Source organism: Levilactobacillus namurensis DSM 19117, assembly GCF_001434785.1.
Taxonomy (GTDB): domain Bacteria; phylum Bacillota; class Bacilli; order Lactobacillales; family Lactobacillaceae; genus Levilactobacillus; species Levilactobacillus namurensis.
Genome location: NZ_AZDT01000001.1, coordinates 43195 through 67004 on the forward strand (window position 1 = coordinate 43195; position 23810 = coordinate 67004).

Consider the following 23810-nt stretch of genomic DNA (forward strand, 5'->3'; position numbering starts at 1 on the left):
GATCACTAGATGGTCATCATCTAATCTTCTGTTCAGGAGGTGAATTCAAAATGGCAAACAAAGCACAATTGGTTAGCGATGTTGCAACTGCAACTGGCTTAACTAAAAAGGACGCAACGGCTGCAGTTGATGCAGTCTTCGATTCTGTCCAAGCAACGTTGGCTAAAGGCGAAAAGGTTCAATTGATCGGCTTTGGTAACTTTGAAGTTCGTGAACGCGCAGCTCGTAAGGGCCGTAACCCACAAACTGGACAAGAAATCCAAATTCCTGCAAGCAAAGTACCTGCATTTAAGCCAGGTAAAGCCTTAAAGGATGCTGTTAAATAATTGATCACAACTATTTAATAGGTAAAGGGCCAGGACGGTTGTCACCGGACTGGTTTTTTATTACCTTAAAATCTATCTGAATGGTTAATGAATTTAGGAGGCGGGTTAGTCAATGAGTTACGCACAAACGGCATTAGATCAGCTGGAGAAGGGCCAATTAGCGGACTTCAAGAAACAGTACGCGTTGGCTTTACGGCACGACGATGACGATACGCTCTTCAGCTTGGCAGAAGAGCTGTATTCGTTGGGGTTCTTGAATCAGTCCCGACGAATCTATGAGAAGTTGTTGGCGAAGTATCCGGAGGAAGATGAGCTGCGGACGAACCTGGCCGACATTGCCATCGATGAAGACAAGGACGACCAGGCCTTAGACTACCTGAACCAGGTCAAGCCGGATTCGCCTGCTTACGTCGAAGCCTTAATGGTTGCGGCGGACCTCTACCAGACTCAGGAACTGTTCGAAGTGAGTGAGCAAAAACTGTTAACGGCCAAAAAGGTGGCGCCGGATGAACCGGTGATCACGTTTGCGTTAGCGGAACTGTATTTCACGATGCGGGAATTCCGGAAAGCAATTCCACTGTATTTAGACCTGATCACAGCCGGGACCACGGAGCTGTCCAAGGTCAACTTGGTAGAACGGCTAGGGGTGGCTTATGCCAACGCCGGGCGTTTTGAACAGGCTATCGGTTATTTGAAGCAGATCCATTCTGGAGACATGACCCCAGACGTTAAATTCGAAACGGCCTTCACTTACCTGCAATTAAAGGACCGGCCGGCCGCAATCCGGTTATTTAATGAATTGAAGGATACCGATGCCCACTACACGTCCCTCTACCCGTACTTAGGGCAGGCGTTGGAACAGGAGAACCGGCTAGCGGAGGCCCTAACGGCGTTACAGGAAGGCTTGGGCGTTGATCAGTATAACGAGAAGCTTTGGCTGCAAGCGGCCCACGTGGCCACTCGGCTGGACGATGAGGCGTTAGCCGAGAAGTACCTGAAGAAGGGGCACGACCTTGACCACGATGATCTAAGTGCGGTCATCCAGTTGAGTAACCTCTACGTGAAGCAGGAACGGTGGGACGAGAATACGGCCTTAGTTGTCCCGTACCTGCAAGAGGACAATACGGATCCCCAGCTTTACTGGAATCTCGCGGTGACGGCGGAACATCAAGAAGACTTCGCCAAGGCGCGCCAATATTACGACGCAGCGGCGCCATACTTCATGGATCAGGCTGACTTCTTGAAGCCCGCCATCTACTTCTACCGAGAAGAGGGGGCTCAAAAGCAAGTGGTCGACCTGTTAAAGGCGTACTTGAAGGTGGTTCCCGATGACCAAGAAATGGCGTTGATGTTGGATAGCTATCAGGATTAAGGTTTAAAATACGGCCCAACGGGGGTCGTTTTTTTAGGGTTGGAACATAGAAAAATTACTTTAACTTAAAAACTACCAAAAAAAGCAGCCGCAAACCCCGCGGCTGCCAGTCACTAGCAAATTCAACGGTGAATAAATCGCCGTAAACCCCGTTGCGGAATCTCAAAGGAGAAGCCTTCACCCGCAGCTTCGGTCACGCTAATCACGGAAACGAACGCGTGGGCGTCGTGACGATTGATGATTTGACGAACTTGATGCAGTTCGTGAGGGGAAACCACCACGTAGATCATCTTCCGGGGATGATGCGAGTAACCGCCTTCACCGGAAATCAAGCTAACCCCCCGTTCCAATTGGTCCATGATATCGTTGGTAATGGCTTGATATTGATTCGACACGATGATCAAACCTCTAGCGGCGTAAGCCCCAGCCTGCATAAAATTAACGATTCGAGCGAAGATGTAAGAGTAAATCAAGGTGTAAGCCATGTGACGAACATCGATGTAGACCAGTGAAATCAATAGGATCACGACGTCCAGCCAAAGTAACGTTTGCCCCATGGGGACGCCCCGGAACCGTTCCATGATGCGGGCGACGATATCCGTTCCCCCGGTGGTTCCGCCGTAGCGGTACAACAAGCCGGAGCCACTACCTCCAGTCACCCCGGCTGCCAGAGAAGCGAGCAAGAGGTCACCGTGTAGGTCGATTTGAATGGGCACCCGTTGCCAGATCCACAAGAACAGGGATAGCATGATGGTCCCGTAAATCGTATAAATCAAGGATTGGTTACCTAAGTAGCGCCAACCAATCAGCAATAGTGGGGCGTTGATCAGGATCGTACTTAGGGCGGGGTCAATGTGGAACAGAGCCCGAAAAATCAAAGTAATCCCGGAAATACCGCCGTCTGCCAGGTGATTAGCGATGTTAAAGACCACCAAACTGAACGCCATGGTGGCGCAGCCGATGCCAATCATGATGAAGTCGATGAGTTTTACAGATTCATCTTGTACTGGACTCATGCCATCTCCTCCTATTTGAATGAGATTGTTGATGGGTGCAACCATTAAACCAGTCGAACCAGTCAACCCAAAAATATAGAATCCCGAAATACATTCCGTTCTCATCATAGCATAACTTGAGGGGGTGCAGGAGCCTTAGTCGCGGGGAAACTGGCGCTTTAAATTCAATTCTACCGGTGAATCTGGTAAACTGGACAAGGAATGTTTTTAAAAGTTTGGGTAGAAGGGAACGAAGATTTTGAAGCTAGAACATTTACCACAAGAATTTGAATTGGCGCGACCGGTCCTGCAGACCATCGAACGGGCCGGTTACGAGGCCTATTTCGTCGGTGGTAGTGTGCGGGACACCATCTTGGGTAAACCCATCCATGACGTCGATATCGCAACTAGCGCCTATCCGGACGAAATCAAGCATCTGTTTAAGCGAACGGTTGATACCGGAATCGAACACGGTACCGTGATGATTTTAGACCACGGGACCGGTTACGAGACCACGACCTTTCGTTCTGAATCCACCTATACCGACTTTCGGCGGCCGGATCAGGTCACCTTCGTACGCTCGTTGGCGGAAGACCTTAAGCGCCGTGACTTTACCATTAACGCCCTAGCGATGCGGGAAAATGGGGAGGTCATTGACCTCTTTAACGGTCTTCAAGACTTACAACAACGGCAGATTCGTGCCGTGGGGAATCCCCAGGAGCGGTTCCACGAGGATGCGTTGCGGATGATGCGGGCGGTGCGGTTCGCCAGTCAATTAGACTTTACCATTGTGCCGGAAACGGAAGCCGCGATTACAGCGCACGCGGAACTCTTGACTAAGATTGCGGTGGAGCGGACCCAAGTCGAGCTCTTGAAGCTCTTAGAGGGGGCCACGCCACAACGGGGGTTAAAGCCGTTCATGGCGACGAACCTTTGGCGGTACTGCCCTGAGTTTGCGGAACAGGAGCCTGCCTTGACCCGGTTAACGACGTCGTTGACCCAGGGAGTCGCTGACGAGACCACGGCTTGGACCCTTTTGGCCTGTGCGTTTGGGCTGGTCCCGGCGGCGATTGGCCCGTTCCTCAAGCAATGGAAGACCTCTAACCAGACGATTGCCGCGGTTCAAACGGCTACGGCGGCGGCCAATGCACTCCAAGCCGGTGAGCTTTCGGCTTGGCAATTGTATCAGTGTGGTTCGGAGCTTCTGCCCGTCGCCAATGCCGTGGCGGTGATTCTGGGTGCACCTGACCGGCAAACAGACCTGCTGGCTGCTTGGCAAGCGTTGCCTTTAAAGGCCAAGAAGCAATTGGCTGCGACGGGACGGGACCTCATGCAGGCCGGAATTCAACCCGGTCCTCAATTGGGCGATCTGTTAAAGCAATTAGAATATCAGGTCGTGACGGGGCAACTGCCGAATGACCAAGCGGCGCTGACGCAGCACGCCTTAGATTTAGCGAATTTGAAATAAGAGAGTGACTGAAGACTATGCAAACATTACGTGCGGAACATTTACACCGAACTTACGGAGAGAAGACCCTCTTCGAAGACTTAAACTTTATCATTAATGAGCGCGACCGTATCGGGTTGATTGGCGTGAACGGGAGCGGTAAGACGTCCTTGTTGAATACCTTAGCGGGAATCAGCAATGAGCAGACGGGAACGTTGACGACGCCTAAAGATTATACGATTGGTTATCTGACCCAAAAGCCAGCGTTAGACGAGAACTTGACGGTTATGGACGCCATTTTCTCCGGCGACCAGTCCGTCTTCGTCACGATTCGGCGCTATGAAGCGGCACTGACGGCATACGGACAACATCCTGAAGATCCTAAGGCCGAGAAGCGGTATTTAGACGCCGAGACGCAGATGAACGAAGAGGACGCTTGGACCGCTGAAAGCGACGTGAAGACGATCTTGACGCAGCTGAAGATCACCGACTTGGCTCAACCGATTAAAACGTTGTCCGGGGGACAGGCTAAGCGGGTTGGCTTGGCACAAGTCTTGATCCAGTCACCCGACCTGTTGCTCCTCGATGAACCGACCAACCACTTGGACTTTGACTCAATCGCGTGGCTCCAACAGTATCTGGCAGCCTATAAGGGCGCTTTATTGGTCGTAACGCATGACCGGTACTTCTTGGACCAAGTGGCCAACCAGATCTGGGAATTGGATTTCGGAAAGTTGTACCAGTACCCAGGGAACTACCAAGCCTACGTCCAAGAAAAGGCCGAACGTGTTGACCAAGAGGCTGAAGCGGACAAGAAGTCCCAGCGTCTCTATCAACAGGAATTGGCCTGGATGAAGGCCGGTGCTAAGGCCCGGTCGACTAAGCAGAATGCACGGATCAACCGGTTCCACGAACTGGCGGATAAGCAGGGAACGCGGCAGGTTCAAAAAAACGTCTCAATCTCACTGGGCCAACAACGCCTAGGTAAGAAGGTCATTGAGTTAAAGGACGCTAACCTACAATTAGGTGATCACCTGATTCTAAAAGACTTTAGCGACCTAATTCAGGGGGGCGAACGCATCGGGATCAGTGGCGAGAACGGGGCGGGGAAATCCAGCCTGCTCAACGTGATCGCGGGGAAGTTGCCCCTTGACTCCGGTATCATCGATGTGGGTGAAACCGTAAAGATGGCGTACTACACCCAACAGCTTGAACCGATTCCGGATGACAAACGGATGATCAACTACCTCTCTGAGGTCGGCCAACACGTGACCGATAAACAGGGGAATTCCGTGAGTGTGACCGAATTATTGGAACAGTTCTTGTTCCCCCGGTTCATGCACGGTACGTTGATTCGGAAGCTGTCCGGGGGTGAGAAGCGCCGGTTGTACCTACTCAAGCTATTGATGGAACAGCCGAACGTCTTGTTGCTGGATGAACCCACCAATGATTTGGATATTGCCACGTTAACGGTACTAGAAGACTACATTGCGCAATTTGCCGGGACCGTGATCACGGTTTCCCATGACCGGTACTTCCTGGATAAAGTGGCGGATCGGCTTCTGATCTTCGACGGTGACGGCCAGATCGAACGGTATTCCGGTCAGTTCAGTGACTATCTGGCTAGTCTGCACCCTGCCAATAAGAAGGCCAAGAGTCCTAAGCCTAAGGCGGCTAGTGCGCCGGATTCAACGGCAGAGACGACGGACAAGCCCAAGAAGAAGGTCAAGCTGACCTACGCTGAGCAAAAAGAGTGGGAAGGTATCGAAGGTGAAATTGACCAGCTAGAATCCCAGAAGGCTGACGTTCAAGCAGCCATGAACGCCAACGGGGATAATTACGATAAATTAGCTGATTTACAGGCCCAACTGGACGACTTGGATCAACAGTTAGATACCAAGGTCGCACGGTGGGAATATCTCAGCGAATACGCGGAAGACTAGGAGGTCACAGGAATCATGTTGGAAGATGCTTACTTGAATTTAGCACGAACCGTGTTAACGGAGGGTCACGCCAAGACAGACCGGACGGGAACGGGAACCATCAGCTTGTTTGGGTATCAGATGCGCTTTAACTTACAAGAGGGGTTCCCGTTATTGACCACCAAGAAGGTCCCCTTTGGCCTAATCAAGTCCGAGTTACTCTGGTTCCTACGAGGCGATACCAATATTCGCTTCCTGCTGCAACACCATAATCACATCTGGGATGAATGGGCCTTCCAGCGGTACGTGGAGAGTTCAGACTACCATGGTCCGGATATGCATGATTTTGGGCGGCGGTCACTGGTGGACGCCGACTTTAACCAGCAATACCAGGCTGAGAAGAAGGCTTTCTGCGACCGTATCGTCAACGATGAAGCCTTTGCGAAGGTGTATGGCGACCTAGGTTTGGTCTACGGCAGTCAGTGGCGGGCTTGGCAGGGTCACAACGGGGAAACTATCGACCAGATTGCGAACGTGATTCAGACCCTCCGGACGCACCCGGATTCTCGACGGATGATCGTTTCTGCGTGGAATCCGGCCGATGTCCCGTCCATGGCTTTGCCACCCTGCCACACGCTGTTCCAATTCTACGTCAATGACGGTAAATTGAGCTGTCAGCTGTATCAACGCAGTGCCGACATCTTCCTGGGGGTTCCCTTTAACATCGCCAGCTACGCGCTCCTAACGTCGCTCATTGCGAAGGAAGTGGGCCTGGAGGTCGGCGACTTCGTGCACACGCTGGGGGATGCGCATATTTATCGTAATCACATTACTCAGATCAAGACCCAGTTGGCCCGGACGCCGAAAGCTGCGCCGCAGTTGTGGTTGAATCCGGAGAAGTCGAGTATCTTCGACTACGGGATGAAGGACATTAAAGTAACCGGCTACGATCCGGCACCGGCGATCAAAGCACCGGTAGCCGTTTAGGAGGGAGACATCAGATGTTAATCTACCTTTGGGCGGAGAGCCACGGCGGCGTGATTGGGTATCAGGGGCAATTGCCTTGGCACCTACCCGCGGATATGCACTTCTTTAAAACCACGACAACTGGCCACACAATCATTGCGGGTGCCCGGACGTTTGCTTCATTTGGACGGCCGTTACCGCACCGTAAGAATATCGTGGTCAGTCACCGTCCGGCGGCTGACTTTCCAGCAGACGTCACGGTCTTGGGCTCGCTAACGGCTGTCCGGACTTACGCCCGGGCTCATGAGGCGGAACAGCTCTTCGTAGTAGGGGGCGCGCAATTGTTCGCGGGACTCTTACCCGACGTTGATCAACTCTACCGGACCACGATTCAGGCGGACTTCCCGGGGGACACCTGGATGCCCGAGATCGATTATTCGCAGTTTACCCGGATTGGGCACCAAATCGGTCAAACGGATGAGCGTAATCCCTATCCGTTTACGTTCGAACAGTTTCAACGTAAGAACTAACGGTGACACCCCCAAATTTAACTAAAACACGATAAATAAGACGAGAGGCTAGTAACTAGTCTCTCGTCTTATTTGGTTTATCTTAATTGAATTAGTAGCGGTCGTAGATGGTGTGGTGGCGCCAAATCACGAAGCCGATAGCCGTCATCAGGGCGCTTAATGCGGCCGTTAGTCCCACGACCAAGGACCAGCCTAAGGCGTTACCAATCCAGCCCAGCATGACGGGACCCACGGCGGCGACTAGGTAGCCGGCCGATTGCGCCATCCCCGATAACGCGGCCGTTTCATCCCCGTTGGTGGTCTTTTGGGTAAAGAAGACCACGGACAGGTTAAAGGCCGCACCGGCAGCTAGGCCAATCAAGACGTTTAAGAAAATCGCAACGCCTAAGGAAAGGTGGGGAATCAAGAAACCAGCGACGCCACCAACTAAGCCGATTCCGGTGACGCCTAACATGGCAGCTACCCCGGAAGGCTTCGAAGACGTCATCGGCACGATGTAGGCCATGGGGAGGTTACTGAGTTGCATAACGGTGACCAGCGTCCCGGCAGTGACGGCCGAGAGGCCTTGGTGCATGAAGATTTCGGGTAGCCAGGTGATCAGGACGTAAAAGACCAGTGACTGAACCCCGAAGTAGCCGGTGACGACCCACGCTAAAGGCGTCCGCCAGACACTGGGATGCGCTGTTGCTTTATGGGTAGCCGTGGTGGCCGTGGTCGGTGATGCGGGCCGGTTGAAACGCAGGTTCGGGAGCCAGACTACCAAGTTGACCAGGGCAATCAATGAGAGGACGGCCATGGCCAAGGTCAATGACCACCGGGCGGCTAGCAACCCGGATACCCCGGTCCCCAAGGCCCCAACTAGCAGCATGGACAGGGTGTATTGCGTGGTAGCCCGGTCCATGGTGGTACTAAAATCATCCTTGATGATGGCGGGAATCAAGACGTTACCGCCCGCGACGCCCACGCCTAACAGGGAAGTTCCCACGAAGAGCCAGGCCACCGTGGGGATCAGCCGTAAGAAACTGCCTAGCCCGATTAGAATCAGAGATCCGTAAATCACCAGTTCCGTACCGAAACGTTGCCCCCAACGGGCTAGTAAGGGGGAAGCAATGGCAAAGGCCAGTAAGGGGATGGTGGTCAACAGGCCGGCCAAGGAACTCGGAAGGCCTAATTCGTGCTGCAGACTGGGAAGGAGACCGGGCATCATGGTGATGGGGAGCCGCAGATTGGCCGCCACGAGAATCATCCCGAGGACCAGGTAGCGACTGTGAGCTTTAGGGGTGGACAACGAACGTCACTTCTTTCTAGAGTAGGCCCCGCACGGACTAGAGTCGTGGCAGCGGGGCTGGTTTAATTAAGGAAACTATCGCATTGCAATGCTACCCATGAAAAAGGCTTCCGTCAGCGGTCCTGACGAAAGCCCCGGTCACGGTTAAGCGTAGAATAAAATTGAAAAGTACATCAGACCGGTCCCCAGCATCACGAAGAGGTGCCAGATCACGTGGCCAAAGGGAACGCCTTTAAAGCTGTACAGGATGGCGCCCGCGGTGAAGGCGACACCGCCCGCGAACAATAGACTAAAACCGATGGGTCCTAAGCCGGTGTATAGGGGCTTGATCCCCAGCAGACACATCCAGCCCATGACCACGTAAATGACCGTTGAGAGTATCTGATGCTGTCCCAGCCAGATGGCTTTGTAGATGATTCCCAGAATGGCCATGGCCCAGATCACCCCGAACATGGTCCACCCCAGAGCACCGCCAATGACCAGTAACGTGTAGGGGGTGTAGGTTCCGGCAATCAATAGGTAGATGGCACAGTGGTCAAAAATTTGAAAAACGTGGCTGGCACGGGTGAAGACCAGGCTATGGAACAGCGTCGAGGCCAGATAGAACAACACCATGATGGCTCCATAGATGGCAAAAGTGGTGATGCGCATGGCACCGCCTTTAGCGTGGGCTTGGAGCAGTAGAATCACCAAACCGGCGATGCTGAGCCCCGCACCAATGCCGTGCGTCACGGCGTTTAAGACCTCATTAACAATTTGATATGTCCGACTACGGGTAGGTTCCAAGAAAGTCGACCTCCTTATTTTCTAACGGGTTTTGTATGGGTTCAGCTGAAAATTCCAGCTAATTCTGCTATACTATTACCGTATGTTTCATTACGCATATTGTAGCATAAACCAAATTTCTAGTCAGAAAGAGTGGGATCCCCATGGCTAATATCAAAATCGTCACGGATTCGTCTGCCGGGTTAACCGACCAACAGATTCAAGAGAATCACATCACCATCGTTCCGTTGACGGTCATGATTGACGACACCATCTACGTGGAACGTGAATCGATCACCAACAAAGAATTTATTGATAAAATGAAAACGTCTAAAACGTTACCTAAGACTAGTCAGCCGCCGCTGGGGTCTTTCGTGGAGACTTTTGACAAATTAGGCGAGGACGGCAGTAGTGTTATCTGCTTCACCATGTTGGAAGCTATCAGTGGGACCATTCACGCGGCTGAACAAGCGGCTAATCTCTCAAAGACTGACGTTACGGTCGTCGATAGTCAGTTTACCGACCAAGCGTTAGCTTTCCAAGTGATCGAAGCCGCTCAGTTGGCCGCTCAAGGTGCCGATAAAGCTGCCATTTTGGAACGGGCCGCTAAAGTTCGGGATAATACCCACCTATTCATGGGAATCGTGACGTTAGAAAACATCCTTAAGGGGGGCCGGTTAGGCCGGGCCGCTGGGATGTTGACCTCACTGTTGAACATTAAGATCGTGTTGCAGGTTACCGGCGGTCAGTTGAAGGTCCGGGCCAAGGGTCGGGGAATGAAGACCATCGACCGGTACTTCGACAAGGTTTACGAGCAGATCAAGCAGACGCCGAATATCAAGGCGATTGGGATTTCGCACGTAGAGGCCTTTGACAGTATCGACAAGATTCAGGCGCACTTGAAAGAACTTCTACCGGGGATGCCGGTACTGGTGCGTGAAACGGTGCCAATTATTGCGACCCATGGTGGACCGGGCGCTTTTGCGTTAATGTACTACACGGACCCAACCAAATAACTAAATGACGATGAATCACGGAAAAAGGGGTGGCGACGTCACCGCTTTTTCTGTATAGGGGGGAAGATTATGAAAAAAATGAAAAACCTCTCGAAGGTCTTGGGGATCGCCCTATTGATCGTCGTGGTGGCTTTAGCCTTTCTAACGTACTGGCACCCCGGCGCGCGAACCTTGAAGACGGATAAGGTTCCTCAAAATGACCGCCGACAAACGGTACGGCTGGTGGCCTTGGGGGATTCGTTGACGCAAGGAGTGGGTGACCAAACCAAGACCGGAGGGTACACCAGCCGTATCCAGAAGATGGTGCACCAAAAGGATAAGGTCAAGGTCATCATGCACAACTATGGTCGCGCGGGTGACCGGAGTGACCAGATCGAAAAGCGACTAGTGGATAGTCCCAAGATGCAACAACAGGTCAAACAAGCGCAGGTCATTACGTTGACCGTGGGCGGCAATGACCTCCTCCAGACGTTGACCAAAAATGTCATGATCAATCAGCAGTCCAAGCTAGATCGGCAATTAGATCAAGCTGAAGACACGTACCGGGGGAAATTGGAGAGCCTGCTGAATACAGTTCGCAAGTATAATGGTCACGCATCGATTTTTATCTACAGTATCTACAATCCCATCTACGTGTACTTTGCGAACGTGACCCAGATTACCAACGCCGTAACGGACTGGAATAAGGTCACGACCAAGGCGACTCGTAGGTATCAGAACCTATACTACGTTGATATCGACCGGCCCTTATCAGTCGGTCAATACCGCTCAATCAGTCAACAGGCTAAGCTTAAACGGGCCGCTCAAGAAAGCAATTCGGGAGAACTGTCCGTCGAGACGTTCCAAAAGCAGATTTTGGCCAGTGACGTCAACGACGAGCTGAACGATTACTTATCACCAGCCGATCACTTTCACCCGAATGCGAAAGGGTACCGGTTAATGACCCAGAAGTTGTATACTCAAATGCAAGCACATCAACAATGGTTAAAGAAATAGGGGGGAATGCAGATGCAACGACACGGAACACAACCCACCCCGCGTAACGGGTGGAAACTGGGCTTTCTGACGTTGCTAGCCGTCATCGTGGTCGGCTTTTTGGTCACCATCTTTCTGGCAATGCGACCCGTTAAAGTGGCCGCAACGGCGCAACCAGCTACGACGGCAACCACTAAGATCAACGTGACGTTGAATAAGCAACAAGTTAATGCTCTGGCTGATTACTACGTCAATAAATCGTTGACTAATCAGTCCATGAAGTACCGCTTTCAGGTCGCCGACCACGCCATGTTGACCGGCTCAACGCAGGTATTAGGGGCGCACGTGAACTTTTCGTTAATGTTTCAGCCAACGGTTCTACCGTCGGGGGATGTGAAGCTAACGGCCCAGAAGCTGTCCATCGGTGCTTTACCGGTACCGGTCAGCTTCGTCATGAACTACATCGCGAAGAACTATCCGCTGCCTAAGTGGGTAGCTGTGGATAGCGGGAAGCACACGGTTACCCTGCACTTGACGGCTATCGGTAACGGGAAGAAGTTATCGTACGCGGCGAAGACGATTGACTTATCCGGTAAGGGCAAGTTTGTCTTCCAAGCGCGGATTCCACAGAATTAAGGAGTTTTGACATGATTAAAACATTTTACACGTTTCTCATGACCCAACGGAATCCGGAGAGTTATGATCCGGTCGCCGAGTTTGCCAACAATGCGTTTTACGACAGTTCGTTTCCCAAGCAAGAAACGGACTTCGAGCGTCTTTCGAAGTACCTGGAAGAAAATGCCAGTTACCTGCCCTCGATGACCATCTTTGACGACGCTTGGCGGCTCTACCAGGACTTCTTGGCGTAAATGAACGAACATAAACTGACCCCCTAAGGTTGGACACGCAATCCAACTTTAGGGGGTCAGTTTGTTTCAATCTAATTTAGCGTTTCGAATCGAGGCTGACTGAATACTATATCAAAAGTTGAAGTCTTTACCAGAAAATTAGGGGGCATCTCACCCAACCGGTATAAGTGTAACTTATGGTTGGGGATAGGTGATAGGTATTTTATTTACCAGAAAAATGCACCTATACTGAAGAGGATAAATGACGATTGGGCAACGATTAGCCGACAGGTTAGCGTGCAAACGTGTGATTTAATGGTTATCCAGTCTAAGTGTTAAATGGTGGTTGGACTGAATCGTTTATCCTAAGTCGTTTTTCTTGTGATTCATTTTTCGAGACGTTAAACTAAACTTAATTTACAGGATGAAAGGAAGCGCTTCCTGAAACGTTAAATTCGGGAAGTCTGGGTGATTGATCATGAAGTCTGCGATTTTCGAACATTCAGGATTAGTAGAAGTTGAAGATATTGATAAGCCAACGTTACAGGCTGACGATGATGTGATTATTAAAATCGTTCGGACCTGTGTTTGTGGTTCTGATCTGTGGGCGTATGCGCAGGGAGACCGGAAAGCTGCACATTCGACGAACGACGGGCACGAAGCACTGGGAATTGTCGATGCCGTTGGTTCCGCCATCACTACGGTAAAACCGGGCGACTTTGTCATCGCGCCGTTCACCCACGGTTGTGGGGAATGCGCTGCTTGCCGCGCTGGTTTCGATGGCACTTGTGACCGGCACCCGGGGAGTAGTAATTGGTCGAACGGGTTTCAATCCGAATATATTCGATTCACCTATGGCAACTGGGCTTTAGTGAAGATCCCGGGACAACCAGAAGATTATACGGATGGTATGCTAAAGTCATTATTAACCTTAGCTGATGTGATGCCAACGGGATACCACGCTGCACGCTGTGCTAACGTTCAACCTGGAGATAAGGTTGTCGTGATTGGTGACGGTGCTGTGGGACAATGTGCGGTCATTGCTGCCAAGATGCGTGGTGCCTCACAGATTGTGCTGATGAGTCGCCATGCTGATCGGCAACAAATGGCGTTGCAATCCGGCGCCAGCGCGGTCGTCGCTGAACGGGGAGACACTGGAATTGCCAAAGTCCGTGAGATTTTAGGTGGGGGTGCTGATGCCGCTCTAGAATGTGTGGGAACGGGTGCGTCATTCGAACAAGCCTTAGGAGTCTTGCATAACGGCGGCCGTATTGGTTATGTGGGGGTTCCCCACTACACGGATCATGCCATCGGATCAACGTTTGCGCAAAATATTGCGATTGCCGGGGGTTCCGCGTCCGTCACAACCTATGACAAGCATTTCTTGTTAAAGGCTGTTTTAGATGGGGACATCAACCCAGGTCGGGTCTTCACCCAAACCTATGCCTTAGCAGACATCAACCAGGCTTATCAGGATATGCAAGCCCGGAAGACCATTAAGGCCATGATTGAACTCTAATTAATTTAATGAATCTTAGGAAACGCGTTCGCCTTTCGAGACGAACGCGTTTTGGATTTGTGAGGAGGACTACCGCAAACGGGATGGAAAATGATAGAATGGGAATACTAATACCATGCGGTGCTGGCGAATTTACCAGACTTCAACCATCAAAACCGCCGTTTGGTAACCGTTTATCCCTAATTTTATCTAAAAACGGCCCACTGGGCTACTAAACTTAACGATCATAAAGGAGTACAACCTATGAGTACCATTCAATGGTTTCCTGGCCATATGGCCAAAGCAATTCGCCAGATGGAAGAAAACGTTCACCTGGTTGACATTGTGTTTGAACTTGTCGACGCCCGCATCCCCGCGGCTTCTCGTAATCCAGAAGTCAGTCGGATCAGTCGGGACAAGCCACATTTGATTATTTTAACCAAGAAGGACTTAGCCGATTCCCAGCAGACGGCAGCGTGGCTGAACGCCTATCGTGCGCAGAATATCCCGGCGATTGCCATCGATTCACGAGCCAACGTCACGCCTAAGCAGATCACTAACTTAGCGTTGAAGATCTTGGGTGACAAGCTTGCGGCCGAAAAGGCGAAGGGCCTGAAGGAACGGCCAGTCCGGGCCATGACGGTCGGGGTCCCTAACGTGGGCAAGTCGACGCTACTGAACCACTTAGTCCAGCGACGGGCCGCCCAGGTCGGGAATACCCCAGGGGTCACTAAGGGGCAGCAGTGGCTACGTTCTAGTAAACACTTGGAGTTGCTAGACACGCCCGGTATCCTCTGGCCTAAGTTTAAGGACCAAGAGACCGCCCAGAAATTAGCCTTGACGGGCGCAATTAAGGAAAAACTGTACGCCAAGGACGATGTGGCCTTGTTTGCGTTGCACTTCTTCCGGCAATACCACTTACCCGAGTTGGAACAGCGTTACCGGTTAACGGCCGCCGACCGGGAACTCAGTGATGTGGATCTCCTCTTGAAGATTACGGCTAATCTGGGGATGCGTGACGATTATGAGCGGGCCAGCGAACGGGTCATCCTGGATGCGCGTCGGCAGAAATTAGGGGGCTTCACCCTCGACCGGGCACCGCAGAAAGAAGCGACGGACCATGACCCGGAAAAGGCCTAGCCTCGCACAGTTAAAAGCCGAACTAGCCACGATAACGCGCTTGGACGACCCGTTAGTCCAGACGTTAGCCACCGACCCGCGAAAGGGCGCCCAACAACTCTACCAACAGATTCAGCGCCGGTTGGCAAAGCAAGCCGCGGTGGAGGCCGCTTTCCAGGAGCGGCTCCATTACGAGCGACCGTTCTGGTCCCGTGGGCAGCGGGTCGCCGGCATTGATGAAGTGGGCCGTGGCCCCTTGGCCGGTCCCGTGGTGACTTGTGCGGTGATCCTCCCACCGGATTTTGACGTTCCCTTAGTGAACGACTCCAAGCAATTAACGGCTAAGGAACGGGAACGGTTATATCCCATTATCTTGGATCGCGCGGAGGCGGTGAGCATCGGCGCGGCGAGTCCCCAGTTGATTGATCAGCTCAACATTTACCAGGCGACCCGGGTGGCGATGCAACGGGCGGTGCTGGGACTGGGCGTTGCTCCCCAGGAGCTGATCGTGGATGCCATGCAGATCCCGGTTGATCTGCCGCAGATCCGGTTGATCAAGGGGGATGCCAAGAGCGCTAGTGTCGCCGCCGCTAGCATCGTCGCGAAGGTTTTTCGGGACCATCTGATGGCCAGCTATGATCGGCTGTATCCCGGGTACGGTTTTGCGCAAAACGCGGGGTATGGAACGGCTGAACACTTGGCCGGATTAGCGGAACGGGGGATCACTCCGATTCATCGTAAGAGTTTCGCACCGGTAAAAAAGGCCATGCAAATCGAATAAAATGAGATGAGTCACGGAAGTAATCCTAAAGACCCTTTTAGGAGGTGGTGCGAATGCACCTGACTTGCCGTGATTTTTTGATTCGCCTAGTTCTGACTCCCGGGGTGAGTCGTAAGGTGGCTCTCGTCTGTTGGCGTTGGATGCAAGACCACCAGGTGACTCGCCTGACGGATCCCGGACTGGCGGACTTGCTGGCACACGGCGTCTTAACCGCTCGCCAACGACAAGCCATTCAATTAGGACTCTTCAGCGACCAGGTGACGCAGCAGTTTACCCTAAATACCAGTCGTAGTCAGTGCTTGACGCTGGCCGATGCCGCTTACCCCGTGGCCCTGCGAGAAATTTATGAGCCTCCAGTCGTGTTGTTTTACTTGGGGAATCTGGCCCACTTATCCGCGCCGCAGTTAGGCGTGGTGGGGACCCGGCATCCCTCCACCTATGCCTTTCGGGCGATGCAGGCGGTCTTGCCGGCCGTGGTTCAGTGTGGTGTGACCATCGTTTCCGGCATGGCTCAGGGGGTGGACACCCTGGCCCATCAGGTGGCATTGGCCCATCACGGGACCACTATTGCGGTGGTCGGAACGGGGTTGGGACGGTGCTACCCGGCAGTCAATCGACCGTTAATGGCTCAGTTGGCCCGCCAACAATTAGTAGTTTCGGAGTACCCGTGGGCGGCGGGACCGGCGAAGTTTCACTTCGTAGAACGTAATCGTGTGATTTCTGGGTTGTCCCAAAGTTTATTGGTGGTCGAAGCGGCACGACGGTCCGGGTCGTTGATCACGGCTAACTTTGCCTTGCAAGAAAACCGCAACGTCCTTGCAATACCGGGCGCCATCGACGCACCGAACTCGGTGGGAACCAACGAATTAATCTTGGCCGGCGCGAAACCAATCCTGAATTCCGAACATATAATAGAAGAACTTTTAGTTGACAAGCGCCCTTGACTTGAAATATTATGAGTTGGATTATAGTGAAGCGTTACGCGAACTAATAATTCGCCGATAGAATAAGTTTGTGATTGGCATTAAGCCCGGTTTATCGGGCTTAAGAGCTAACCATTTGAGGGAGTAATGCGCATTGCCAACCAAGGCGACAACTAAAACCACCCCGCGTAAGCGGAAAAAAACACAAAAAAAGTTGGTCATCGTGGAATCACCCGCGAAAGCCAAGACGATTGAAAAGTATCTCGGACGGACCTACAAGGTCGTTCCTAGTCTCGGACACGTTCGGGACTTGCCGAAGAGTTCGATGGGAATTGATTTTGAACACAACTATGATCCCCATTACATCTCGATTCGGGGAAAGGGTGACGTCATTAAGGGGCTCCGGTCCGAAGCCAAGAAGGCTAAGGCTGTTTATCTGGCATCTGACCCTGACCGGGAAGGTGAGTCTATTGCATGGCATTTGGCCCACCTTTTGAACCTGGATGTGACTGACAAGAACCGGGTCACGTTCAACGAAATCACCAAGGATGCGGTCAAGGAAGCCTTCAAGACGCCCCGGACTATCGATATGGACCTGGTCAACGCCCAACAAGCGCGGCGAATCCTGGACCGGTTAGTGGGGTATTCGATCTCGCCTTTGCTGTGGAAGAAAGTTAAGAAGGGACTTAGTGCCGGTCGGGTACAGTCCATCGCCTTAGCTTTGATCATTCAGCGAGAAAATGAGATCAAGGCCTTTCAACCGGAAGAGTATTGGACCATCGATGGCGACTTCAAGAAGGGCCGGTCCCAGTTTGCGGCTAGTTTCTATGGCCTGAACGGAAAAAAGAAGGGGCTCAAGGATAACGCTGCGGTCCAAGCAATCCTGCAACAGGTCGATAAGAACGCGCCGTTTGCGATCACCAACGTGGTGCGTAAAGAACGTAAGCGCTCACCCCAACCACCGTTTACGACCAGTTCCATGCAACAGGACGCGAACCGGAAGCTGAACTTCCGGACACGGAAGACCATGATGGCTGCCCAACAGCTGTATGAAGGGATCAACTTAGGGAAGGAAGGGACCCAGGGGCTGATTACCTATATGCGGACCGACTCGACGCGAATCTCGAGTTTGGCTAAGCATGAAGCGTCGACCTTCCTGCACGAAAAGTACGGTGCTGAGTATGCAGCGACGAAACCCATCAAGGGAAAGTTGCCAGAAGGGGCGCAAGACGCCCACGAAGCCATCCGGCCAACGTCCGTCTTCCGGACACCGGCGAGCCTCAAGGAGCGGTTGAACAAGGACCAGTTCCGGTTGTACCAGCTGATCTGGAACCGGTTCGTTGCCAGCCAGATGACTAACGCCATTATGGACACCATGGCGGTTACGATCGAACAAAACGGCGTCACGTTCCGGGCAAACGGTTCGAAGATGAAGTTCGACGGGTTCTTGAAGATCTACAAGGACGGTAAGGAAAAGGATAACCTGTTACCAGACCTGGAGATCGGGGATGCGGTCAACCTGGCCAAGACGGATCCGGCCCAACACTTCACGCAGCCGCCAGCACGGTATTCTGAAGCCAACTTGATCAAGGCTTTGGAAGAAAATGGTGTGGGCCGGCCATCGACCTACGCCCCGACGCTGGATACGATTCAGCGACGGTATTACGTGAAGCTTGTCGGTCGGCGCTTCGAGCCTACCGAGTTGGGTGAGATCGTCGATAAGATTATCAAAGACTACTTCCCGGACATCGTGAACGTTGGCTTTACGGCCGACCTGGAAGATGAGTTGGACGGAATCGAAGCCGGTAAGCAGGACTGGGTCAAGGTCGTCGACGACTTCTATAAGCCGTTCAGTACGGAAGTGGCTCACGCCGAAGACGCCATCGAAAAGATCCAAATTCGTGACGAACCGGCTGGATTTGACTGTGACATCTGTGGCGCACCCATGGTCATCAAGATGGGCCGTTACGGAAAGTTCTACGCCTGCTCACGGTTCCCAGATTGCCGGAATACGAAGCCAATCGTTAAGGAAATCGGGGTGGTTTGTCCCGTCTGTCATCAAGGACAAGTCATCGAACGCAAATCCAAGAAGAACCGGATCTTTTACGGTTGTTCACGATACCCAGACTGTGACTTCGTCTCCTGGGACAAACCCGTTGGTCGGGATTGCCCTAAAGACGGGCACTACCTGGTTCAAAAGAAGATTCGTGGGGGCAGCCAGATTGTTTGTCCTAACGGAGACTACGAAGAAGCACCTCAAAAGTAAGCTAAAAAGACGGGAGCCCGCGGCTCGCGTCTTTTTAGGCCTTACGTTTGATGAGTTAGTTGAGTTTTTAGAAATCGTTTGCTAGCATTACAGATGTGCAGGGAGGGATGTTAGATGCCGGATAAAACCGTCGCAGAATTTATGACGTACCTACGTGGCGAGCGGCAATACTCAGCGGAGACGGTGAAGGCCTACCGTGAAGACCTGAGTGAGTTTTCTCAGTTCTTAGCAGAGAACGGCGGGACCAAGCCCTGGGACCAGGTCGATCATTTGGACGTGGAGGTCTACTTGAGTCATCTGTACGACCACCACTACGCGCGGACCAGCATTGCGCGTAAGCTGTCAACGATGCGGTCGTTCTACCACTTCTTAATGAGTAACCAGTGGGCCCAAGACGACCCGTTCGCTTACGTTCAGTTGAAGAAGCACCAGGACCACTTGCCGCGATTCTTTGACGAGCGGGAAATGACCGCGCTATTTACTGCGGCGGCCGCTAACCCGGATAAGACGCTAGCCACCCGCGATTCGGCACTGCTAGAAGTCTTGTACGGGACCGGGATGCGGGTCAGTGAATGCGTGAACCTGACGTTAGGCGCCATCGACTTTGAGAACCGGTTGATGCTGATCACTGGAAAAGGCAACAAGCAGCGGTATGTGCCCTTTGGCCATTACGCGGCGGACGCCTTACAGCGGTACTTTACCGTGGCTCGGACGCCACTGATGACGGCCCATGATTTACACCACGAGTTCGTGTTCGTGAACTACCGCGGACAGCAGCTGACTACGGCCGGCGTCACGTATCTGTTGAACCAGATCATCAAGCGCAGTAGCTTGACCACCGACATTCATCCCCACATGTTGCGGCATACGTTTGCCACGCACCTCCTGAACCGCGGGGCTGATCTCCGGTCCGTCCAGGAATTGCTAGGTCACAGTAGTCTGTCAACGACTCAAATCTATACCCATGTGACTCGGGAGCACCTCCAGCGTGATTATCGCCAGTTCTTCCCACGAGCCACGGAAAAGTCAACTCAGAAACCATCTTAAAAAGGAGTATCCGGTTATGCCAGTAAAATTTGAAGCAACGACCATCTGTGCTGTGCGTCATAACGGCCATAATGCTATGGCGGGTGACGGACAAGTGACGATGGGAGAAAAGGTCATCATGAAGGGAACCGCCCACAAGATTCGCCGGATCTATAACGATAAAGTCGTGGTCGGCTTTGCCGGTAGCGTGGCGGATGCCTTTAACCTCGAAGAGAAGTTTGAAGCGCAACTCAACGAATACAGTGGCAACCTCCAACGTGCGGCGGTCGAATTAGCCAAGCAATGGCGTTCGGACCAAGCCCTACAAAAGTTGGAAGCCCTGTTGATCGTGATGGATAAGGATGAGATGTTACTAGTCTCCGGGTCCGGTGAAGTCATCGCACCCGACGACGATATCTTAGCCATTGGGTCCGGGGGCAACTTCGCCTTAGCGGCAGCCACGGCCCTACACCACCACGCACCTGACATGACGGCGAAGGAAATCGCCGAAAGTGCCATTCACATTGCGGGTGGGATCGATATCTTCACCAACGAAAACGTTATTTCCGAAGAACTCTAATTCGAATGGAGGAATTTAGTCGTGGATGCGATTAATAAGACACCAAAAGAGATCGTAAATCTCTTAAATCAATACGTCATTGGTCAGGACGATGCCAAGAAGGCCATCGCGATTGCCTTGCGCAACCGGTACCGGCGGATGCAGCTTGATGCGGGCATGCAAGAAGAAATCTCGCCTAAGAACATGCTGATGATTGGACCGACCGGGGTCGGGAAAACCGAAATCGCTCGGCGGTTGGCGAAGATCGTACACGCCCCATTTACAAAGGTCGAAGCCAGCAAGTTCACCGAAGTTGGGTACGTCGGCCGGGATGTTGAATCCATGGTCCGTGACCTGGTCGAAGTGGCCGTGACGATGGAAAAGAAGGACCAATTCAAGAACGTCCGTAACGATGCTGCTCAGGCGGCGAACAAGCGATTAGTTAAGTTGCTCGCACCGGCCAAGAAGAAAAATGATACGAGTAACAATGACTTTGCGAACATGATGAAGATGTTCTCCCAGATGCAAAGCGGCCAGACGCCAACAGCACCAGACCAACAAGAAGAAGTCACCGACGAAATTCGTAATGAACGGTTATCGTTGACGGAACAGTTGAATAAAGGGTTGCTGGAGAACCACAAGGTCGAAATCGAGATGGACGACCCGCAACAGGCCAACGCAACGGACAATAACATGTTGGGTCAGATGGGGATCGATCTAAACGATACCTTAGGGTCTATCATGCCCAAGAAGCGCATCAAGCGGACGGTGACGGTCGCCGAAGCCCGGGAGATCCTGATCGCCGAAGAGTCTGAGAAGTTGGTCAACAATGCTGACATCAACCACGACGCCATTCAGCGCGCCGAAAACACCGGGATCATCTTCTTGGATGAAATCGATAAGATTGCGAAGGGCAGTAGCCAAAACAGCGGGGATGTTTCCCGTGAAGGGGTGCAACGCGACATTCTGCCAATCGTTGAAGGCACTCAGGTGAAGACTAAGTACGGTACCATCGATACCGACCACATTCTGTTTATCGCGGCCGGGGCGTTTGCGGAGTCCAAGCCTAGTGATTTGATTGCGGAACTGCAGGGTCGGTTCCCGATTCGGGTCGAATTGAACGACCTGAGCAAGGAAGACTTCGTGCGGATCTTAACGGAGCCCAATAATGCGCTGATCAAGCAATACATTGCACTGATTGGGACCGACAATATCAAGGTGACCTTCACCATGGAGGCCATTCAACGGATCGCCGAGTTAGCCTTTGAACTGAACCATGAGAACCAAAACATTGGGGCTCGGCGCCTACAGACGGTCCTAGAAAAACTCTTGGAGGACCTGTTGTACGAAGGACCCGATATGGGTGGCGGCGACGTGACCATCACAGAAAGTTACGTCAACGATAAGATCGGGGATATTGTTCAAAATAAGGACCTTTCCCGGTACATTCTTTAACAGGTTATGGAGCGCGTGGGGTGGCCTACGCGCTTTTACATAAGGATTTACGTGAGTTGGGTATGGGAGGTACGCGATGTTCACTTTAAAGAATCAGTATTTAACGGTAAAAATCAATCCATTGGGTGCGGAGTTGACCAGCGTCACGGACAACGACAGTCACTTAGAGTACATGTGGCAGGCTGATCAGGCGTTTTGGGGGCGGCACGCCCCGTTCCTGTTTCCCATTGTGGGACGGTTGCAGGATAACCAGTATCAGGTTGACGGTCAGACGTATCAGATGACGCAGCACGGGTTTGCCCGGGACCGGACGTTTACGGTCGTTAATCAAAGTGCCACGGCACTGACCCTACAGCTACAAGCGGATGCGCAGAGTCGCGAAAAGTATCCCTTTGCGTTTAAGTTAACGGTGCACTACACCCTAGTGGATCACGGGTTACAGGTCGCCGCGACGATTCAAAACCAAGGAACGCAGACCATGCCGTGGTCGTTTGGAGCCCATCCCGGCTTCAACTTACCGCTGGGTCAGGCATCAGCCGACTTTACGGATTATCAGGTAACCGTTGCGCCGAAGCAAGTCTACCAGCGGGTCCCCTTAGTCGGACCATACAGTGACACGCAACACGCGGTACCGTTAGACCTCACGCAGCCGTTGGCGTTGAAGCACACGCTATTCGACCATGACGCCCAGATTTTGACGCTCAATAATCGCGAGACAACGGTCATGCTGAGTACGCCTAAGGACGACCACGGGGTAGCATTGACGGTCGCCGCACCGTACCTAGGAATCTGGTCACCTTACCCTAAGCAAGCGCCGTTTGTCTGCTTAGAACCTTGGTGGGGCCTGGCCGACGATGTGCAGGCCACCGGTGATCTCCGCACCAAAGTTGCGATTCACCAGTTAGCGCCCGGCGCGGATACCCAGGTCGGGTACCAAATCACTTACTTTTAACGAAAAAGACCACACCGTCGTGATGCGCAACGGTGTGGTCTTTCCTCTGTGTGAGACTCAAGTTACTTACTGGTTCGGTGTCGCCGGTAACCGCGGCCGAACGGGACTAAGGACTCGGTCCCTTGACGAATCCGCGTGATGTTCGTCCGGTGGCGATAGAAGACAAAGATCGTTAAGACAACGGCGATGCCGGTCAAGTATGGATCTCGGAAGAATAGCGAGATTACCGTGACCAGGCTGAAGGCGACCATGCTGGCCAGACTGACCATGCTGGTCCAGTAGATCAGGCTGACCCACAGACCGGCAGCAATCACGAACATGATGGGATTGTAAGCCAGCAGCATCCCCGCCGACGTGGCGACGGCCTTGCCCCCCTTAAAGTGGTCGAAGACGGAGACCGTGTGACCAAGAATGGCAAAGAGGCCGAACAGCAAAGGCGTCGCGGTTCCCAGCCCCGTAGTTACGTGAAACCAGGTGGGCAGTAACGTAGCGACCGTTCCCTTAGCGATGTCGAGGACCATAACGGTGGTCCCGGCATAGGGGCCGAGGACCCGGTAAGTATTCGTGGTCCCGATGTTACCGGAACCGGCTTGGCGAATATCGGTCTTAAAGAAGAATTTACCAATCCAGACGCCGTTGGGAATGGCGCCTAAAAGATAGGCTAGGATAAGTAAGCCGACTAATTTCAAAACACATTCCTCCGCTCTTGGTGGTGACGGCTTAAAACCGTCAAATAAGCTGCTCTATATTTTAGCATGTTTTCTGATGAACGCCAATTATC

Annotated in this window: 23 protein-coding genes; 19 read left to right on the top strand and 4 right to left on the bottom strand. The window is 52.5% G+C overall.

Annotated elements, in window-relative coordinates; genetic code table 11:
- Positions 1–50 precede the first annotated feature (50 nt).
- The gene (locus tag FD30_RS00170) at positions 51–326 is read left to right on the top strand and encodes an HU family DNA-binding protein (RefSeq protein ID WP_011667553.1); all 276 of its coding nucleotides are present in this window, start codon (positions 51–53) and stop codon (positions 324–326) included.
- Between the two features lie 112 nt (positions 327–438).
- Complete coding sequence (locus tag FD30_RS00175) at positions 439–1698, top strand: tetratricopeptide repeat protein (RefSeq protein ID WP_056943409.1); 1260 nt, start codon at positions 439–441, stop codon at positions 1696–1698.
- Between the two features lie 122 nt (positions 1699–1820).
- On the opposite strand, the gene FD30_RS00180 is transcribed toward FD30_RS00175, so the two are convergent.
- On the bottom strand, positions 1821–2714 hold the full coding sequence (locus tag FD30_RS00180) for a YitT family protein (RefSeq protein ID WP_056943410.1): 894 nt from the start codon (positions 2712–2714) through the stop codon (positions 1821–1823).
- A 238-nt stretch (positions 2715–2952) separates the two neighbouring features.
- On the opposite strand from FD30_RS00180, the gene FD30_RS00185 reads away from it, so the two are divergent.
- From FD30_RS00185 to FD30_RS00200, 4 genes are read left to right on the top strand one after another with little or no spacing between them, the layout of a single operon-like run.
- Positions 2953–4161, top strand: a complete 1209-nt coding sequence (locus FD30_RS00185) for a CCA tRNA nucleotidyltransferase (protein ID WP_056943411.1) — start codon at positions 2953–2955, stop codon at positions 4159–4161.
- A gap of 17 nt (positions 4162–4178) precedes the next feature.
- Entirely contained in the window at positions 4179–6083 is a 1905-nt protein-coding gene (locus tag FD30_RS00190) for an ABC-F family ATP-binding cassette domain-containing protein (RefSeq protein WP_056943412.1), read from the top strand.
- A 15-nt stretch (positions 6084–6098) separates the two neighbouring features.
- On the top strand, positions 6099–7049 hold the full coding sequence (locus tag FD30_RS00195; protein ID WP_056943413.1) for a thymidylate synthase: 951 nt from the start codon (positions 6099–6101) through the stop codon (positions 7047–7049).
- Positions 7050–7063: 14 nt separating this feature from the next.
- Positions 7064–7558, top strand: a complete 495-nt coding sequence (locus FD30_RS00200; RefSeq protein WP_056943414.1) for a dihydrofolate reductase — start codon at positions 7064–7066, stop codon at positions 7556–7558.
- A 91-nt stretch (positions 7559–7649) separates the two neighbouring features.
- Here the strand turns inward: FD30_RS00200 and FD30_RS00205 are convergent, their stop codons facing one another.
- The gene (locus FD30_RS00205) at positions 7650–8846 is read right to left on the bottom strand and encodes a CynX/NimT family MFS transporter (protein ID WP_056943415.1); all 1197 of its coding nucleotides are present in this window, start codon (positions 8844–8846) and stop codon (positions 7650–7652) included.
- Positions 8847–8990: 144 nt separating this feature from the next.
- The gene (gene trhA, locus FD30_RS00210) at positions 8991–9632 is read right to left on the bottom strand and encodes a PAQR family membrane homeostasis protein TrhA (protein WP_056943416.1); all 642 of its coding nucleotides are present in this window, start codon (positions 9630–9632) and stop codon (positions 8991–8993) included.
- Between the two features lie 143 nt (positions 9633–9775).
- On the opposite strand from trhA, the gene FD30_RS00215 reads away from it, so the two are divergent.
- The 13 genes from FD30_RS00215 to FD30_RS00275 all read left to right on the top strand — a co-directional run bounded on the left by FD30_RS00215 (position 9776) and on the right by FD30_RS00275 (position 23029).
- Positions 9776–10627, top strand: coding sequence for a DegV family protein (locus FD30_RS00215; protein ID WP_024746271.1), 852 nt, complete (start codon positions 9776–9778; stop codon positions 10625–10627).
- Positions 10628–10696: 69 nt separating this feature from the next.
- Positions 10697–11623: a GDSL-type esterase/lipase family protein gene (locus FD30_RS00220; protein ID WP_056943417.1), complete on the top strand. Its 927-nt coding sequence runs from the start codon at positions 10697–10699 to the stop codon at positions 11621–11623.
- Positions 11624–11635: 12 nt separating this feature from the next.
- On the top strand, positions 11636–12238 hold the full coding sequence (locus tag FD30_RS00225) for a YpmS family protein (protein ID WP_056943418.1): 603 nt from the start codon (positions 11636–11638) through the stop codon (positions 12236–12238).
- Positions 12239–12249: 11 nt separating this feature from the next.
- On the top strand, positions 12250–12471 hold the full coding sequence (locus FD30_RS00230) for a YozE family protein (RefSeq protein WP_024746274.1): 222 nt from the start codon (positions 12250–12252) through the stop codon (positions 12469–12471).
- A 457-nt stretch (positions 12472–12928) separates the two neighbouring features.
- Positions 12929–13969: a zinc-binding dehydrogenase gene (locus FD30_RS00235; protein ID WP_056943451.1), complete on the top strand. Its 1041-nt coding sequence runs from the start codon at positions 12929–12931 to the stop codon at positions 13967–13969.
- 243 nt (positions 13970–14212) lie between these two features.
- A complete protein-coding gene (gene ylqF / locus FD30_RS00240) occupies positions 14213–15088 on the top strand; it encodes a ribosome biogenesis GTPase YlqF (RefSeq protein WP_056943419.1) in 876 nt (291 codons plus the stop codon).
- Positions 15069–15848 carry a ribonuclease HII gene (locus FD30_RS00245; RefSeq protein WP_056943420.1) on the top strand — a complete coding sequence of 260 codons (780 nt, stop codon included), beginning with the start codon at positions 15069–15071 and terminating at the stop codon, positions 15846–15848. Before ylqF ends, FD30_RS00245 begins: the two co-directional genes overlap by 20 nt.
- A 53-nt stretch (positions 15849–15901) precedes the next feature.
- The gene (dprA, locus tag FD30_RS00250; RefSeq protein ID WP_056943421.1) at positions 15902–16792 is read left to right on the top strand and encodes a DNA-processing protein DprA; all 891 of its coding nucleotides are present in this window, start codon (positions 15902–15904) and stop codon (positions 16790–16792) included.
- 133 nt (positions 16793–16925) lie between these two features.
- Complete coding sequence (topA, locus tag FD30_RS00255; RefSeq protein ID WP_056943422.1) at positions 16926–19037, top strand: type I DNA topoisomerase; 2112 nt, start codon at positions 16926–16928, stop codon at positions 19035–19037.
- A gap of 114 nt (positions 19038–19151) precedes the next feature.
- A complete protein-coding gene (gene xerC, locus FD30_RS00260; RefSeq protein ID WP_056943423.1) occupies positions 19152–20084 on the top strand; it encodes a tyrosine recombinase XerC in 933 nt (310 codons plus the stop codon).
- 16 nt (positions 20085–20100) lie between these two features.
- Positions 20101–20643 carry an HslVU peptidase proteolytic subunit gene (gene hslV, locus FD30_RS00265; protein WP_024746282.1) on the top strand — a complete coding sequence of 181 codons (543 nt, stop codon included), beginning with the start codon at positions 20101–20103 and terminating at the stop codon, positions 20641–20643.
- Between the two features lie 21 nt (positions 20644–20664).
- Positions 20665–22077, top strand: coding sequence for an ATP-dependent protease ATPase subunit HslU (gene hslU, locus FD30_RS00270; protein WP_056943424.1), 1413 nt, complete (start codon positions 20665–20667; stop codon positions 22075–22077).
- A 76-nt stretch (positions 22078–22153) separates the two neighbouring features.
- Complete coding sequence (locus tag FD30_RS00275; protein ID WP_056943425.1) at positions 22154–23029, top strand: aldose 1-epimerase family protein; 876 nt, start codon at positions 22154–22156, stop codon at positions 23027–23029.
- Positions 23030–23091: 62 nt separating this feature from the next.
- Here the strand turns inward: FD30_RS00275 and plsY are convergent, their stop codons facing one another.
- Positions 23092–23718 (bottom strand): glycerol-3-phosphate 1-O-acyltransferase PlsY, encoded by a 627-nt coding sequence (gene plsY / locus FD30_RS00280; protein WP_056943426.1) that lies wholly within the window; start codon positions 23716–23718, stop codon positions 23092–23094.
- Positions 23719–23810 lie beyond the last annotated feature (92 nt).